Annotated in this window: 16 protein-coding genes; all 16 read right to left on the bottom strand. The window is 33.9% G+C overall.

Annotation, left to right across the window (positions count from 1 at the left end; genetic code table 11):
• Positions 1-9: 9 nt before the first annotated feature.
• The 16 genes from C7377_RS05370 to C7377_RS05295 all read right to left on the bottom strand — a co-directional run bounded on the left by C7377_RS05370 (position 10) and on the right by C7377_RS05295 (position 16,101).
• Positions 10-1,326, bottom strand: coding sequence for a SpoIID/LytB domain-containing protein (locus C7377_RS05370; RefSeq protein ID WP_116496322.1), 1,317 nt, complete (start codon positions 1,324-1,326; stop codon positions 10-12).
• Positions 1,323-2,255: a DUF4922 domain-containing protein gene (locus C7377_RS05365; RefSeq protein WP_116496321.1), complete on the bottom strand. Its 933-nt coding sequence runs from the start codon at positions 2,253-2,255 to the stop codon at positions 1,323-1,325. Before C7377_RS05365 ends, C7377_RS05370 begins: the two co-directional genes overlap by 4 nt.
• Positions 2,245-3,108: an N-acetylmuramoyl-L-alanine amidase-like domain-containing protein gene (locus tag C7377_RS05360; RefSeq protein WP_116496320.1), complete on the bottom strand. Its 864-nt coding sequence runs from the start codon at positions 3,106-3,108 to the stop codon at positions 2,245-2,247. The genes C7377_RS05365 and C7377_RS05360 overlap by 11 nt, the downstream gene beginning before the upstream one ends.
• 42 nt (positions 3,109-3,150) lie before the next feature.
• Entirely contained in the window at positions 3,151-4,161 is a 1,011-nt protein-coding gene (locus tag C7377_RS05355; RefSeq protein WP_116496319.1) for an alanine racemase, read from the bottom strand.
• 10 nt (positions 4,162-4,171) lie between these two features.
• Positions 4,172-5,500 (bottom strand): UDP-glucose dehydrogenase family protein, encoded by a 1,329-nt coding sequence (locus C7377_RS05350; RefSeq protein WP_116496318.1) that lies wholly within the window; start codon positions 5,498-5,500, stop codon positions 4,172-4,174.
• Between the two features lie 5 nt (positions 5,501-5,505).
• A complete protein-coding gene (locus C7377_RS05345) occupies positions 5,506-6,474 on the bottom strand; it encodes a GDP-mannose 4,6-dehydratase (RefSeq protein ID WP_116496317.1) in 969 nt (322 codons plus the stop codon).
• A gap of 42 nt (positions 6,475-6,516) precedes the next feature.
• Complete coding sequence (gene rfbB / locus C7377_RS05340; protein ID WP_116496316.1) at positions 6,517-7,539, bottom strand: dTDP-glucose 4,6-dehydratase; 1,023 nt, start codon at positions 7,537-7,539, stop codon at positions 6,517-6,519.
• Positions 7,536-8,393: a dTDP-4-dehydrorhamnose reductase gene (gene rfbD / locus C7377_RS05335; protein ID WP_116496315.1), complete on the bottom strand. Its 858-nt coding sequence runs from the start codon at positions 8,391-8,393 to the stop codon at positions 7,536-7,538. Before rfbD ends, rfbB begins: the two co-directional genes overlap by 4 nt.
• Positions 8,394-8,405: 12 nt before the next feature.
• On the bottom strand, positions 8,406-8,948 hold the full coding sequence (gene rfbC, locus C7377_RS05330; protein ID WP_116496314.1) for a dTDP-4-dehydrorhamnose 3,5-epimerase: 543 nt from the start codon (positions 8,946-8,948) through the stop codon (positions 8,406-8,408).
• Positions 8,949-8,981: 33 nt separating this feature from the next.
• Positions 8,982-9,851 carry a glucose-1-phosphate thymidylyltransferase RfbA gene (gene rfbA, locus C7377_RS05325; protein WP_116496313.1) on the bottom strand — a complete coding sequence of 290 codons (870 nt, stop codon included), beginning with the start codon at positions 9,849-9,851 and terminating at the stop codon, positions 8,982-8,984.
• A gap of 4 nt (positions 9,852-9,855) precedes the next feature.
• Positions 9,856-11,604: a polysaccharide biosynthesis protein gene (locus C7377_RS05320; RefSeq protein ID WP_207778431.1), complete on the bottom strand. Its 1,749-nt coding sequence runs from the start codon at positions 11,602-11,604 to the stop codon at positions 9,856-9,858.
• 243 nt (positions 11,605-11,847) lie between these two features.
• On the bottom strand, positions 11,848-12,399 hold the full coding sequence (locus C7377_RS05315; protein WP_116496311.1) for a sugar transferase: 552 nt from the start codon (positions 12,397-12,399) through the stop codon (positions 11,848-11,850).
• 5 nt (positions 12,400-12,404) lie between these two features.
• Complete coding sequence (locus tag C7377_RS05310; RefSeq protein ID WP_116496310.1) at positions 12,405-13,346, bottom strand: NAD-dependent epimerase/dehydratase family protein; 942 nt, start codon at positions 13,344-13,346, stop codon at positions 12,405-12,407.
• A 74-nt stretch (positions 13,347-13,420) separates the two neighbouring features.
• Positions 13,421-14,179 carry a glycosyltransferase family 2 protein gene (locus C7377_RS05305; RefSeq protein ID WP_116496309.1) on the bottom strand — a complete coding sequence of 253 codons (759 nt, stop codon included), beginning with the start codon at positions 14,177-14,179 and terminating at the stop codon, positions 13,421-13,423.
• A gap of 54 nt (positions 14,180-14,233) precedes the next feature.
• Positions 14,234-15,010, bottom strand: a complete 777-nt coding sequence (locus C7377_RS05300; protein ID WP_165806857.1) for a glycosyltransferase family 2 protein — start codon at positions 15,008-15,010, stop codon at positions 14,234-14,236.
• 29 nt (positions 15,011-15,039) lie between these two features.
• The gene (locus C7377_RS05295) at positions 15,040-16,101 is read right to left on the bottom strand and encodes an EpsG family protein (RefSeq protein WP_116496307.1); all 1,062 of its coding nucleotides are present in this window, start codon (positions 16,099-16,101) and stop codon (positions 15,040-15,042) included.
• Positions 16,102-16,104 lie beyond the last annotated feature (3 nt).

The following is a 16,104-nucleotide window of genomic DNA, read 5'->3' as shown; positions in this document are numbered from 1 at the left end:
CTCATTACTTTAATAATATAGATTCTTTATTTCAATATTTTTGAAATAATGTTTTAGTATTTCAGTATAATTATAACCTTTCGCCCCCATCACTGCAGCTCCTATTTGACATAATCCAACACCATGACCCCATCCTGCTCCGTAAAGAATAAAATCAGTTCCGTCTCGTTCTATGACTAAAGCAGAACTAAACAAATGGGAGTCGGATAATGTTTTACGGATTTCCAATTCCTTGCCGATAATTTTAATGTGATTTTCACCTACAATCTTCAGTTTTTTCAATCTGCCTGAGTAACTCCGTTCTACCGGAATCAACTCTAAAATTTTACCATAATCTATACCTGAGCGTTTTTTTATTAATTCTGATAATTCTGCTTGAGTATATCGCACTTCCCAACGATAAAAGTTTTGGGTTTCTTGATCATAATCATTCAACACCTCAGCTAGAATCTTAGGATTTTTAGTGTTACAGAATGCGTCTGGAGCACCCTTAATAAAGTTTATAGCTTGTTTTTCTTCCGTTAAATCCATTCCGTCTAATGACTCATCTTCAGCATCAAACAATGGCACTAAATAGTCCTTGGGCTCTGGTTCCCAAACCTCTTCAAAACTCTCCACTACCCCTCCGCAACATTTAGAGAATCGTGCATCGCACACCTCATCATCATACCAAAGCACCTGACCGCGAGTAGCTTGCACAGCTTTTACAGCCTCTTTTGTACCCACACGTGTTATTCCTTGATACCGTTGGCAATGATCATCTGCACATACGTCAAAATTTTTATGGTCTTCTCTGTCATACCATTTAATCAATTCCTCATCAGTTTCATAGGTAGATTGATAGGATTCATCCAAATCTTTCTGTTTCATAACTTGTGCTAACAACCAACTTCGAGATATCACTGCATGTGCTTTGAGTAGTGCTTCAGAAGCAGTTGCACTCATCTCAGATGAAATAACACTTTCGAGATAATCTTCTAGAGATACAATATTGATAGCTGTACAAAAACCACCTTCTTTGATCAACTTTAAATCACCTTTAAACTTCTGATTCTCCTTTCGTTCCCAATGAAAGTCAACACCAATAACTACATCAAAAATTTCGATATAGGCATCGTCGCTTTGTGCAATAAAAGATAAATCTTCAGGAGTATTGTATGAATTATCACCTATTTCTAGTTGCAAATGATCGTTATTTAATTTTACAATCCCTTCTGCATTTTGATAATTATTTTGATCAAAGGTGTAATCCCCGTGTAAATGAAAACGAATTTCGGGTGCAGTAACAATTCCTACACTTATTCTTGGTACTTTTTTTACAATCATAAGGTTCTCAGTTCTTCTTTTAATTTTTTAAAGTCTTCCGTATTCAAAGTCAATTGTTCAAATATATCACTCAACAATGACTCATTTATTTTCTTAAAATCTTCCTTTCGAGGTACTGCAAGCAATCCCCCAAAATCAACCGATGCCGGACTTAACAATACTTGTTTATCTCCCTCCTCAAAGTACTGACTTGGTCGGTGTTTTTCCCTTGGAAAGAGTATTATTTGCCATTCCCCATCATATTTTGCTAATACGTTGAGCATTGGCTCATCTTCGTCGGTCTGAAAATCTGAAAAAGCATTTAAAATATTGATTAGTAAATTAATTAGTTGCTTTTTAGCTGTTCCTTTAAGGATGAAAGCGTTTACATAACCCTCAAAAGCCTCAAGTTTTATAAATTCTTTTTGATACACTACTTCAGCCTGTACTCTCTCCAATATACTCCAGATAGGAAATTGTTCTGAAAGTCCGGCTTGAAAATGCATATGATCTGGGGCAGAAGCTCCACACTTTGGACCATTATAAAAAACAGTATATTCTTTAGATAATTGAGTGGATATCTTCAACATATCTTCAATAAAAGGGAGCAACCGCTGTGGAATATGTTTTCGATTTACAATCGTAAAATGTTTGCGTAATATCGGAAATGGATTGACCAACAGAGCAAAATTTTCCGAAAGATCAATGCCTCGTTGTTTTTCTGGCAAATTTTTGTGGCAAAGGAAACAAGGACGTTCAGCCAGTGTTTTCTTATCCACTTTTGCCGAAGAGGAGATAATACGAGCTGGATTAAATTGCAATGTTAATGTAGCCCCATCAACTTGTATCTCTTTGAGTGTAACCTTTTTCAAGGTTGCATAATTTTGTTTTGCTAATGACCAGTCTTCCAACTGCGAATCAAACAATTCATTAATATCTTTATTCATCATCTTTTCTTAATCTTAATACTGTGACACCAGAAATATTGGAACGATGAGTTACATAATCTACTAAATCCTTTTCAGAAATAACTACTTTTTGAGCTTTGCTTGATGCATGTAACAAATGCAAGCGATTATCTACCCAAATTGCAAATCCTAAATGGACATAATCCAACCCCTTTATAGTTGTTGCCAATGCAATAACATCACCATCCTTTATTGCATCAATATGCATATCAAGTGTGGTTTTCGGCACAACATAATATGTTTGCTTACTAAGATTCTTTTCTATTTCTAGTATCTTATTATAATTCTTATCATCTTTTAGTAAAGCTGGGTAAGACTGCCGGTGTGTTGACATAAAATCTATTGGCTTAGTTACGCTAACTCCACCTAATTTTTGAGTGATATCTTCAATCAAACCTTTGTCTTGATTTACTTGCACCCATTCCGAAAAATAATGCAACCGAGACGAATAACCGAGTGGTTTTCCTGATCGATAACGAAATTCCGTTAATTTTTGAACAAAAGAATCTTCAGTTAAGCTGTCAAGCGAAGCTAAAACGAGTACATTTTCTACAAAAGTTGTGCAGTCAAAAGCTTCAAAGTTAATAACAGGATAAAAATCATCTCCAACTTCCAAGGTGGATGCTTTGTAGGGAACGTCAATAAATGATTTTGCACATTCTATAACATCCTCGGCAGGCTCTAATTTGCTAAAAAACAGGCTATCTTTAGCATACCAATGTGGCATGACCTTATGTTCCGATTGTTCAAAATCTGCTTGAGTCTTTTTTGTATTTCCTTGGCATGAACAAATAAAAAGAGTAGCTATAGTTACGCAGAATAATATTTTCTTCATAACCTGTAAAGATAACAAAAAAGAGAAATAAGCAAAGGTTTGCTATATCAATATCCGTTCTATCTCGGCATTAAGTGAAGTAAGGATTTCATAGACTATGGTATCATGCACCTTAGCTAATTGTCTTGCATTACTAAAAATACAGATAGTATCATCATCACCCTCAACGGAAAGACTGTCCATTGAGACACGCCCCAAAATAGGACGACCATCTGCAATGGTTGCATGCTTACGTTCATTCAGACGCAAAAATCCATCTCCATAACCAATGTCATAGTTTGAAACGATAAAATTATCTCTGGGAACGATATAGGCTTTACTGCCATAGCCAATACTTTCACCTCCGCTTATGGTACGTGTGGCAATCCTACGAGCATACAAAGCCATTACCGGCAATAAATTTTGTTGCTCTCCTGGGTACTCGCTATATCCATAGAGTCCAAGTCCTATTCTGTTCGCATCATACATCTTTGAATCTACTATAGAAGTTGCAGCTGTATTGGCACAGTGCACTCGGTAAGGTTCATTCCATAGCTTGCGAGCCTCTTTAAGTGTATCTTCAAAAACTTGTTGCTGTAAAAGCATTTTGGTTTTATCTTCATCAGCTGTGGCAAAGTGCGTAAGGATTCCCTTTAGCTTTAATTTTCTCTTTGAAATGATCGCTAAAGCTTCTTCTAACTCCCCCGGCATAATTCCATCTCTGTGCATTCCTGTATCAATGGATAACTCTATCGCATTGCCTTCAGGAATTTGAAATAATGCTTCAAATGAATTTATTGCAGTATGAATTTTTTCTGGTAATGGGACATTGGGTTTCTCTACAAGAATTAAAATGTTTTGATACCAGTCCGACACTTTATTCGCTTCTGCTAAACAACGTACAAAACAGGATTTAGCACCAGCTTCACTTAATACTTTACCAACCAACTCAATACCATGCCCATAGGCATTGTCTTTTAAGCCAACAATCACTTTATCCTGTCCACCAGAGAGTCGAGAAAAATACTTGAAATTATGTTTTAAGGCATTGGTGTCTATTGTAATGTATCCCATAAGAAATTCTCTAAGCTTTCACCTCTTTTCTTCCTATACTATAATAAGTGTACCCAAACTCATTCATAATAGCAGGTTCATATAAATTGCGACCATCAAAGATAAGTTTGTTCTTCAATCGCTTTTCAATATACGTAAATTTCGGGACTCTAAATTCATCCCATTCCGTAATAACCACAAGAGCATCAGCACCTTCCAAAGCTTCGTATTGCCCTTTTGCATAGTCCACTTTATTTCCAATTCTCTTTCTGCATTCATCCATAGCAACTGGGTCATAAACTACAACTTCAGCACCAGCTTTGGTCAGCAAATCAATTAAAACTAAGGATGATGCCTCACGCATATCGTCCGTATTTGCTTTGAATGCTAAACCCCACAAAGCAATTTTTATACCTTCTAAATTTCCATTAAAATGTTCTTTAATCTTATAAAATAAAACTTGCTTTTGTTTATAGTTTACATCTTCAACCGCTTTCAAAACTTCCAAAGAGATCCCAAATTCATCGGCTGTCCTTACCAATGCCTTGACATCCTTGGGAAAACACGATCCACCATACCCTGCTCCCGGAAATAGAAATTTACTTCCTATTCTGGAGTCCGAACCAATACCTTTACGCACATTATCCACATTGGCGCCCACTTCCTCACAAAGATTGGCAATTTCATTCATAAAAGATATACGTGTAGCCAACATGGCGTTGGCTGCATATTTAGTCATTTCTGCAGAGAAAATATCCATAAAAAGCACGGGATGGTTAGACTCAATAAATGGACGATACAGACGTTTCAACACTTTCTTAGCACGTTCGCTATCTGTTCCGACAATGACTCTCTCGGGTTGTAAAAAATCTTGGACGGCATTACCTTCTCTAAGAAATTCTGGATTGGAGGCAACATCAAAATCAACCTTTACATCTCTACTATTCAAACTTTTTTGAACGACTTCACTCACTTTCTTCGATGTACCGATAGGCACAGTGGATTTTGTGACAATGACGATATAATCATTTATGCTCTTCCCTATTTCTTCTGCTACAGCGAGAACGTATTGTAAATCCGCACTGCCATCCTCGTTAGGAGGTGTACCAACTGCAATAAATACTGCATCTGCACCTTTTAAACTATCCTTTAAGCTTGTTGTGAAGGACAGCCTGTTTTGTGAGGTATTCTTTCTCACCAGCTCTTCTAAACCTGGCTCATAAATAGGAATAATACCTTCATTTAATTTTTGAATCTTCTCTTTATCAATATCTACGCAAGTAACTGTAACTCCTACGTTTGCTAAACATGTACCTGTAACTAAACCTACATATCCTGTACCTACAACTGCAATTCTCATCTTTATTATTCTCTATTTTTAAACCAATCTACAAATTTTTCTATTCCTTCCTTGAAATCTGTCTTCGGACTATAACCTATTAATTCTTTTGCCTTCGAAATATCAGCATAAGTCTGACAAACATCACCGGGTTGCATAGGCAATTTATTTATTTTTGCTTTTTTATTGAGAGCCTTTTCAATAGTTGCTACCATTTCTTGCAAAGAAATCGTCTCACTCTCTCCAAGGTTCAGTATCTCATAAACATCCTTGTTCCTCTCAATATGAGTTAAAGCCTTTAAAATGCCATCTACGATATCGTCAATATATGTGTAATCTCTGCAAGTGGAACCATCACCATAGAAAGGTATTGATTCTCCGTTAGCAATCATTTTCGTAAACTTATGAATTGCCAAATCGGGACGTTGTCGCTCGCCATAGACCGTAAAAAACCGAAGTAAAGCCATATCAATATTATACAAATGATGATAAGTGTGAGCTATTACTTCTCCTGCCTTTTTTGTGGCAGCATAGGGAGAAATCGCTTTATCTACATTATCTGTTTCAGCAAAAGGAACTTTTTTGTTATTGCCATAAACAGAAGAAGATGAAGCAAAAATAAACTTCTTCACTCCGAATTCTTTCATCAACTCTAAAATATTCATCGTTCCCGAGATGTTAACTTCGTTATACAAACTTGGTTTTGCAATGGAAGGACGCACACCTGCCATAGCGGCAAGATGAATGACTCCTTTGACTTTATGCTGTTGAAATACATTTCTTAAAGCAGTGACATCTCTAATATCTTCCTCCGCTAAGATGAAATTTTCATTCTTAATACTCTCTGCAATATTCTTTCTTTTAATATTTGGAGAATAAAAGTCGCAAAAGTTATCAATACCAACGACCTTATTGTTTTGTGCTAACAAAGCTTCCGTCAAATGCGAACCAATAAATCCTGCACATCCCGTTAATATATATACTTCTTCTTGCATTCTATATCTTTTTTTAAAAGCTCTTGCAAAAGTAGCTCTTTTCTACTGTTTCACAACATACTTTTTCAAATACCAATGAAGTGTTTTTTCTATTCCTGTTTCAAAATTCTCTTCTGCCTTCCAGCCTAATTCTTCTTCAATTTTTGTAGCATCAATAGCGTAACGCCAATCGTGTCCTGCTCTGTCTTCTACAAACGTAATTTGCTGTGCATAAGAGTCTCCGTTCTCTTTCGGATATTTCTCATCAAGGAGCTGGCAAATGTATTTTACTATGGACAAGTTCGTGCGCTCATTCTTGCCTCCAATATTATAGGTTTCGCCAGATTTTCCTTTATGAAAGACGAGATCTATTCCTTTGCAATGATCTAAAACATACAACCAATCTCTAATATTTTGACCGTTGCCGTAGATAGGGATGGGTTCTCCCTCTATCGCTTTTCGAATAATTACAGGGATGAGCTTTTCTTGGTGCTGTTTAGGCCCGTAATTATTAGAACAATTTGAAGTGGTTACGTTCATTCCATACGTATGAAAGTAGGCTCTTACCAAAAAATCTGACGACGCTTTAGCTGCACTGTACGGAGAATTAGGTGCATAAGGTGTCGTTTCTGTGAACAAGCCATCATCTCCTAAACTTCCATAGACTTCATCAGTAGAAATATGATGAAATCTGCAAGTTTCGTAACCTTCTTTAAATACAAAGGGTTTTAACATCCAATGGTTTTTAGCAACATCAAGCAAAGTAAACGTTCCATTGATATTTGTTTGAATAAATACTTCTGGCCCCTCTATAGAATTATCAACATGAGATTCTGCTGCAAAGTGGATTACACCACGTATATCAAATTCTGTAAAAATTCGAAGTACTAATTCTCTGTTGCAAATATCTCCTTGTATGAAGGTATAATTAGCGTTGTTTTCTACTTCTGCAAGGTTTTTCAAGTCTCCTGCATAAGTCAGTTTATCTAAATTTACAATATGGTAATTCGGATATTTTTGAAGAAAATAAGGAATAAAATTACTCCCTATAAATCCGGCACCTCCTGTTACTAAAATTGCTTTCATTTGTTCATATTTTTCATACATTCTTCCAAAGAGTCCTGCCAATTCCTGATAATAATTCCTCTTGTTTCTTGAATTTTATGAGTATCAAGCACTGAATATTTAGGTCGCTTCGCCAAAGTGGGATATTCTGTTGTTGGAATAGGCTGTAACTCACAATGCGAATTGCTCAAATTTACTATCCTTTGAGCAAATTCATACCAACTACAGCACCCTTGATTCGCAAAATGATAAATTTCATTTTTTTGAGGAAAGTTTTCAAGAAACCATAAAATACATCTTGCTAAATCATCCGTGTAGGTTGGACTTCCCCATTGGTCATCAACGACCTTCAGTTGGTCTTTCTCTAAGACTAAGCGCAAAATCGTCTTCACAAAATTATTTCCAAATTCAGAAAACAGCCATGATGTTCGCAAGATAACACTCGAGACTTTAGACTGAACAACAAGTTGCTCTGCTTCATACTTTGTCTTTCCATAAAAATTCACAGGAGTGCATTTGTCATCTTCTTTTTTCGGTGTTTTCTCCTTCCCGTCAAAAACATAGTCTGTACTTAGCTGAATAAACCGTATTGAGTATTTCTCGCAAACGCTAAGCAAATTCTCTACGCCAATTACATTGACATCGTAGGCATCGGCCTTTTCCTTCTCAGCTATATCTACTTGCGTATAAGCAGCAGTATTCACAATAAGATCTGGCAACTGCCCAGCTATATAACTATCGACATTAGCTTTACTTGTAATGTCAAGAGTCTTTCTATTTAGAAACCGAAAATTTAGATTCTTATAATCCTCTGAAAGTTTCTGAAGACTATTTCCTAATTGTCCATCAGCTCCCGTAACAACAACTTTCTTCATTACTGCATTTGATTAAAACAAGGGAACTTTATCAATAGAAATACCATTCTTATCCTTTTCTGATAATATGAAATCCTCATCGGACAAACCCCAATCGATATTTAGATTATCATCATTGTAGCAAATCGTTACTTCAGATTCTTTATGGTAATAATTATCAACTTTATATACCACAATTGCCCAATCACTTAACACAACGAATCCATGAGCAAATCCTCTTGGGATAAATAATTGTTTTTTATTCTCTCCTGATAACTTCTCGGCAATATATTTTCCAAAAGTCAGAGAACTTTTTCGTAAATCAACAGCTACATCATAGACCTCTCCTAAAACACAACGTACCAGTTTCGCTTGAGCATAAGGTTCCTGCTGATAATGCAAACCCCTGAGTACTCCTTTTTTGGAGAAAGATTCATTTTCTTGAATAAAAGTAGTATTTGTTTCTTTGTGAATAATTTCTTCACGGAAAGTCTCTGCAAAATATCCTCTATTATCTGTAAAAACAGTGGGGATAAATATTTTAACGCCTTCAATACTTGTGTTTACTATTTTCATAGAGTAAAAATAGTCAATTTAGAAGAAATAATATTAAATTATCGATAAAAGATAACGACCATAATCGCTATGTGAGATAGGTTTTGCTAATTCCTTAAGTTTCTTAACATCAATATAATCTTTTTTATAAGCTATTTCCTCAATGCAACCTATCTTTAAACCTGTACGCTTTTCAATGGTCTCAACAAACTGTCCTGCTTCCAATAAAGACTCATGTGTCCCTGTATCTAACCATGCAAATCCTCTTCCCATTAACTCTACCTTTAATTGCTCATTATGCAAAAATTCTTGATTTACGGTCGTGATTTCCAACTCGCCACGTGAGGAGGGTTTTATCTTTTTTGCAATCTCTACCACATTATTAGGATAAAAATACAAACCTACAACAGCAAAGTTCGATTTTGGATTCTTTGGCTTTTCTTCTATTGAGGTTACGTTGCCGTGCTCATCAAAACCAGCGACACCGTAGCGCGAGGGATTACTTACATTATAGCCAAATATTACTCCTTTGCTTTCTTCCTTCACTGTTTCCTCTGCCGAAAGCAATAATTCTGTAAGTCCATAACCATAGAAAATATTATCACCCAAAACTAAACACACATCATCACTTCCTATAAAATCTTCTCCAATAATAAATGCTTGTGCTATCCCCTCTGGTTTAGGTTGTTCTGCATAGCTAAATTCAAGTCCTAACTGAGTTCCTGTTCCTAACATTCTTTGAAAAAGAGGTAAATCTTGTGAAGTCGAAATAATTAATATTTCTCTAATACCTGCCATCATGAGTACCGAAATCGGATAATAAATCATCGGTTTATCATAAATAGGCAATAATTGTTTTGAGACTCCTGCGGTTAAGGGATACAAACGTGTGCCGGATCCACCAGCAAGAACAATTCCTTTCATTAAGCTATACTTCTTTTTTGTCTAAGATACTGAATTCGGAATTATTTGAGATAAATTCAGGCAAAATCTTTTTCATCTCACCCACAATTTCCATTCTGTCCATACCATTGTTGATATTACATAGCTTTCTTATATCTCTTTGTGTTTGTTGGTGATCCACTTCACGAATTTTTGCAATCTTAATTCTATCATGGTATGTTGGCAATGTATTTTCCTCATTAGATAACACCTCTTCATAAATTTTCTCTCCAGGGCGTAACCCAATAATTTTTATGTCAATATCTTCTGGATACCTTAAGCCAGATAATTTAATCATTTTCACTGCAAGATCAAATATCTTGACAGACTTCCCCATATCAAAAACAAAAATTTCGCCTCCATGCCCCATAGCGCCTGCTTCTAACACCAAACGACAAGCTTCTGGTATGGTCATAAAAAAACGAGTAATATCTTTATGAGTAACAGTAAGAGGCCCTCCTTCTTTTATTTGTGCCTTGAACGTAGGAATTACAGAACCATTAGAACCCAAAACATTTCCAAACCGGGTCGTTATAAATTTTGTTTTGCTTTCATCCTTAAGTGCACTGACATATAATTCTGCAAGTCGCTTAGTTGCGCCCATTACATTAGTTGGGTTTACAGCCTTATCAGTAGAAACCATCACAAATTTTCCTACCCCATATTTTATGGCTAAATCAGCCATTATTTGAGTTCCACAAACATTCGTTTTTACGGCTTCATATGGGTTTTCTTCCATGAAAGGGACATGCTTATAAGCTGATGCATGGAAAACAATATCAGGGGGAAATCTTGAGTATAACAAATCCATTCTCTTCGCATTTCTCGTATCGCTCACTATACATTCAATATCTCTAAGCCCTTTACCTGCAAAATATTGTTGCAGATTAAACAAAGCTGACTCTCCCATATCTAATAAAACGATTTTTTTGTATTCGTAACGAGAGATTTGCTTCGCTATTTCACTTCCAATAGAGCCTGCAGCTCCAGTAATTAAAATGGTTTTATTCCTGAATTCTTTTTCTAATGTAGGATTTTCGATTTGAATGGCTTCACGTCCTAATAAATCTTCTATATTTATTTGTTTAATTTGCTTTGCCTCTAACACACCATTCATCCAATGTTCAATTGGCGGTACAATTTTCACCTTTATACCTAACTCAGAACATTTATCTGTTATTTCTAGCATTCTTTCAGAAGAAATTTTCTGTACAGATATGATTATCTCTTTCAAATTCTTGCACCGTACAAAGTCTTTAGTCAAAGAACTTGTGGGATATATTGGAACTCCGTTGATTTTATTGCCTACCTTTCTGTTATCATCATCAATAAAACCTATCACTTTACTGTCTCCCTCCTTTCCATCTTTAAAAACTGATGAGGTTAAAATCCCCGCATCACCAGCTCCGTAAATCATCACATTGTGTGATGTTCCTAAGGTTCCTGTCATTTTATGATAAATGTATTTAAAGATGTATCTAGCAAAAGAAAGAAAAACAACATTTAATAAAAAATGAATTAACAAAATAGATAAACTGAGATTAAGGACATCGATGTGAACAATATATCTGCTGATATAAGTAATTATAAGAAGAATAAATGTAATTAATAAAGATGATTTGAGAACATTCTCAACATCTTTTGTACCAACGTGCCTAACGATCCCTTTATGGAGCTTTACTATTAGAAATGCGATAATAGAAATAATAGCTATGATAGGAACCTGCTTCATCATCTTCGTAAAATCGAAGTCTAATGAGAGGTTATTCCTAATGAAATAAGCAAAAACAAATGCATTAACAGATATATGCGTATCTATTAACAACACTATCCAGCGTGGAACGTTTCGGCTTATTACACCTTTAAATAAATGCAAGTCCATTGGCTATTAAAAATCAGTGAGAAAACAATATTACCTTAACGTTAACAAACTTTGTGCCTTTTTAACAATTTTCTTGTAAATGTAGGAATAATCTAATTAATATTTAACACGATCACCTTGTCCCCTTCCAGTAACAGTAGCAAAAATGTATTTAAAATAATCTTTAACACTATATCGCTCTATCATTTTTGCATCCGTGATAGCCAACTTTTTAGGTGTTGACATATCAATTTCATTAATTTGGGATAAGCCTGTTATACCAGGCAAAACAGTATATACCCCTCTTTTATCCCTTTCTTCAATTAATTCTAATTGATTGTAGAGATTTGGTCTGGGTCCCACTAAACTCATATCACCCTTCAGCACATTAACCAATTGGGGTAATTCATCTAATTTCGTTCTTCGTAAAAATGCTCCAAATTTTGTAATCGATGACTTGCTGGCTAGATGAGATGCTACAGATTGAGTATCAATACTCATCGTTCTAAATTTTATTAATTTAAATGCCTTTTTATACTTTCCCATACGTTCCTGTACAAAAATTGGTGAGCCTGTATCAAATAAACCTAAGATAAATAGAATCAATAAAAGTAGAGATAAAAACAATAACCCAAAGAATGAAAATATAAAATCAAAAGTACGTATCATAATCTCTACTTATTAAAACTTTCAAATGTTTTGGCAAATCCCTCTTGTGCTCTTATAGGCATTTCTACAATACCCAACTCCCGCTTCACCTTTTTATTGGAGACTATATAGTTTTCTGTTAATTTGTGTAATCTATCTTTTGTTAACGGCAAATGTAATATACTTCCTATTGTTGCCAATGCATTGATAGAAAACTTAGGCAATCTCAAAATATGAGCAGATTTATCTAATGATTGTGCTATAAGCTCAATAAGTTCATTCGTGGAAAGAGTCTCATCATCACATACATTATAGATACCACTTTTAAGACCTTCTCTTTTGACAAACTCACCCACAACATACGAGATATTCTCAATACTACAAAAAGAGCGTTTATTTTCATAAGCTCCCAATGGCCAGGGAACACCTTTATTTACTACTTTATACAGCAAGTTTAAATTTCCTTTATTCCCTTCACCGTAAATCATACAAGGGCGCATAATATAAACTTGCTTTCCTGATTTTTCATCAATAGAAAGCTTTTCTAAAATGTATTCTTCTGCCTTAACCTTTGATTCTCCATAAGGTCCTACAGGATTAGGAATAACTTCTTCTGTCAGCACCTCTCCATTAACGCTATCAGCCACAGCCTTTACTGAACTAAAAAAAATGAATTTTTTACTGTCTGACTGCAAGAAATAATCAAAGATTTTCTTTGTTAATTCTGTATTTATATCAAAATAATCTTGTGCTAAACTCTTATTCTTAGTATCGTGTGCTTTACCTGCGAGATGCACAATCGAATCTACCTTCGGAATGTCTTTCAAATCATCCCATGAAAAGATTTGAGACACTCCGTCTTTAGACTTTTGATTTATATCTAAGCCATATAATGTATGTTGTTCCCTCCAATCTCGAGTAAAGTTAGAGCCTACAAAACCTTGTATGCCTGTGATGAGGATTTTCATTATCTATTTTCTAAAAAAATTAAAATTATTTCCATTTTATACTCTTGTTCTTTTATTATTTGCACATATCTTTTTTATTTAAAATATTTTAGAGTTCCTTTAATTATATAATAAAAGAAATAATAAAAACTTTGTACAAAATTAACATCTCCATATTCTTTTAATACTCTAAAATAGTATTGTGCGGCTTTTAATTTGTTACTAGAAATTGAGTTTGATCGAACTCGATAAAATGCTAGTGGCTCATCAACAATTCCTTTAGAGCATTTTATTTTTTTATGTATTTCAAGCCATAGTGCATAATCTTGTCTTTTCCTTATTGAAGGCATAAACATCTTTCCTAATTTATCAATATCATAAACTGCAGTGAGACAACCAATAGAACATGTTTTTAACAAATCTTTAAAAGAAATACATTCAGGAGGGTAAAATATTGCTCCTTTTTTACCTTCTTTATTCATTTTCTGATAAGCACCATAGGTAAAAGCTAAAGCATTTCTCTCCATAAATTCTATTTGTTTGGTTAACTTATCAGGTTTCCAAACATCATCACTATCACAAAAAGCAATATATCTTCCCCTTGCTTTCTCAATAGAATTATTTCGAGCAATTCCTGCACCTAAATTTTTTTTTAACTGGAAAAACTTTATTCTGCTATCGTTCTCTTGATAATTCCGTACAATTTCTTTGGTGTTATCACTAGAGCAATCATCTGTAATCAGAAGTTCCCAATTTCGATATGTTTGATTGATAATAGCCTCAATAGTTTCTGATATATACATCTCAGAATTATACGATGGTGTTATAATTGACACTTTACTATTTTCTTTCATTTTACATTCAATAAAAAAACAACCTACAAAACTCTATTTACTAACAGAAACTATTTATTTTTTCTCTATTTTGCTATAATCCCAAAATCCTTTCCATATTAACCTGAAAGAATAAAATAATGATATTTTTTCTTTTTTTATTACTTCCTTTTTTTTAAGAACAAAAAGCCAAGCTATAATAAGTCCTGAGAGTCCAAACATTCTATAAAAAACAGCACCTCTTGTATATACACCTTTTTCATTTAGCACTCCCCCTGTCTCTTCATATGGGTGAACGACTAGCTTTAATGGCTCATAAAGCATCCTAGCCTTCTGATTTAATAAGTCTAAAAAAAATATATTTTCTTCACAAGCTTGAAAATTAGTGCCAAGTCCAAATAACTCATCAAATTTTACTCCTGTCTTCCTTAAAAAATCTAACCTAAATGCACATTCAATGGAAGATATTTTCATTATTGAACGAAAGTTATGATAAAAACCAACCTCACTATACTTCTTAAAAGGTTTCCCGTTTACATAAGAGGCTTGAAATGTTAAAACATCAATTTCTTTTTCAAAACCTTTTGTTATACTCTTAATAACATTCGTTTCATACACAACATCGTCATCAGTTAAGACACAAATTTCACCCATCGCATTTTTCAACGCCAAGTTTCTACTTTTAGACAAACCTTTATCTAATACAGATATAACTCTTGTATTTCTAAAATCGCAATCTTTAACTTCTTCTAATGCTATATTAGTACATTGATTAATAACAAGTACTGCAAAATCTTCTGCTTGTACATTCTTAAACATCTCATGAATAAAAGAGAAATCTTTTCTATTCATTGTTGATATTAGGAATTCAATATACATATCTAAAAATTTAATCTAAAATTATTCAGAAAATCACCCCTTGATGAAAACTGAGCAAAATACAATGTCGAGAAATAATAGAAAGAACAAATCAATACTATAAACAACAAATATATTATCTTTACTTCTTTAGATGAAATTCCCTTATAAATTTGATAAGCCCAAACATAATAAAATGGAATGAGATAATAACTTATTCTCACAAACTTTTCACCAAAAGGCAACAATGCACTATACATAAAAAGAGAAATAAAAACCATATTCTTAGAATAAGATAATAGTGTATTTATTTTTTTCTTATTCACAAAAAATGTTTCAACAAAAAGAATAGAAAGAGAAACTAATAGTAAACTATAATATATTTTTACACCTGCAACCTCTCCATCGCTGTAGAATAGAAAATAATGTGCATAAAATCCTATTTTGATAATTAAAAAAGAAATTAATTCCGTAGAAAGCAACCCCGCAATTATTAATAAAACATACACCCAAAATTTAAAATTTCTCTGTATAAAGTAACGTATAAAATAAAATAGAACGTATACAATTGATGAATAATGAAACAGAGTTGCTAATAAAGAAACAAGAATAAATCTTTTAGATTTCCCTCTAAACAAATAAGAAAAGGCAACAAATAAAATACCTGTAGCAACGAATTGTCTGACAAAACCAAAAGAGCTAAGAAAAGACAAAGTAAACAATGTAAACATATATATAGTAAATGCACTATATGAATCAAATCTCTTCAACCCAATTACAATTGAATACATGTAAAGAAAAGACGTAGATAAAAAAAACAAAAAAGAAACATCAAAATACTTAGACACAACCATTAAAAGCCTACTTAACGGTTCAATACGTTGTAACTCATAATCCATCCCTTCTAAGACTAAATGCTCATAAATGAAAAAATCAATACCCGCACCATACCTAAAACCTGAAAATAGAATTAATATACAAATAAATATTCCCAAAATCTTCCTATTCTTCAAACCTATAGACAGAAAGATAAAGAATATTAAAGTGAAATATAAACCTATATACCAGCCATTTAGCCACTCCATAAA

The sequence above is a fragment of the Balneicella halophila genome, assembly GCF_003096835.1.
GTDB lineage: Bacteria > Bacteroidota > Bacteroidia > Bacteroidales > Balneicellaceae > Balneicella > Balneicella halophila.
The sequence above is the reverse complement of the archived record's forward strand: the minus strand, read 5'-3'. Positions and strand labels throughout refer to the sequence as shown.

Excerpts from the sequence above, each read along its gene's own strand:
- C7377_RS05360 (WP_116496320.1), bottom strand. The coding sequence starts at position 3,108 with ATGAAGAAAATATTATTCTGCGTAACTATAGCTACTCTTTTTATTTGT.
- C7377_RS05350 (WP_116496318.1), bottom strand. The coding sequence starts at position 5,500 with ATGAGAATTGCAGTTGTAGGTACAGGATATGTAGGTTTAGTTACAGGT.
- C7377_RS05365 (WP_116496321.1), bottom strand. The coding sequence starts at position 2,255 with ATGATGAATAAAGATATTAATGAATTGTTTGATTCGCAGTTGGAAGAC.
- C7377_RS05310 (WP_116496310.1), bottom strand. The coding sequence starts at position 13,346 with ATGAAAATCCTCATCACAGGCATACAAGGTTTTGTAGGCTCTAACTTT.
- rfbC (WP_116496314.1), bottom strand. The coding sequence starts at position 8,948 with ATGAAAATAGTAAACACAAGTATTGAAGGCGTTAAAATATTTATCCCC.
- C7377_RS05305 (WP_116496309.1), bottom strand. The coding sequence starts at position 14,179 with ATGAAAGAAAATAGTAAAGTGTCAATTATAACACCATCGTATAATTCT.
- C7377_RS05315 (WP_116496311.1), bottom strand. The coding sequence starts at position 12,399 with ATGATACGTACTTTTGATTTTATATTTTCATTCTTTGGGTTATTGTTT.
- C7377_RS05355 (WP_116496319.1), bottom strand. The coding sequence starts at position 4,161 with ATGGGATACATTACAATAGACACCAATGCCTTAAAACATAATTTCAAG.
- C7377_RS05300 (WP_165806857.1), bottom strand. The coding sequence starts at position 15,010 with ATGAATAGAAAAGATTTCTCTTTTATTCATGAGATGTTTAAGAATGTA.
- C7377_RS05320 (WP_207778431.1), bottom strand. The coding sequence starts at position 11,604 with ATGATGAAGCAGGTTCCTATCATAGCTATTATTTCTATTATCGCATTT.
- rfbB (WP_116496316.1), bottom strand. The coding sequence starts at position 7,539 with ATGAAAGCAATTTTAGTAACAGGAGGTGCCGGATTTATAGGGAGTAAT.
- C7377_RS05370 (WP_116496322.1), bottom strand. The coding sequence starts at position 1,326 with ATGATTGTAAAAAAAGTACCAAGAATAAGTGTAGGAATTGTTACTGCA.
- rfbA (WP_116496313.1), bottom strand. The coding sequence starts at position 9,851 with ATGAAAGGAATTGTTCTTGCTGGTGGATCCGGCACACGTTTGTATCCC.
- C7377_RS05295 (WP_116496307.1), bottom strand. The coding sequence starts at position 16,101 with ATGGAGTGGCTAAATGGCTGGTATATAGGTTTATATTTCACTTTAATA.
- C7377_RS05345 (WP_116496317.1), bottom strand. The coding sequence starts at position 6,474 with ATGCAAGAAGAAGTATATATATTAACGGGATGTGCAGGATTTATTGGT.
- rfbD (WP_116496315.1), bottom strand. The coding sequence starts at position 8,393 with ATGAAGAAAGTTGTTGTTACGGGAGCTGATGGACAATTAGGAAATAGT.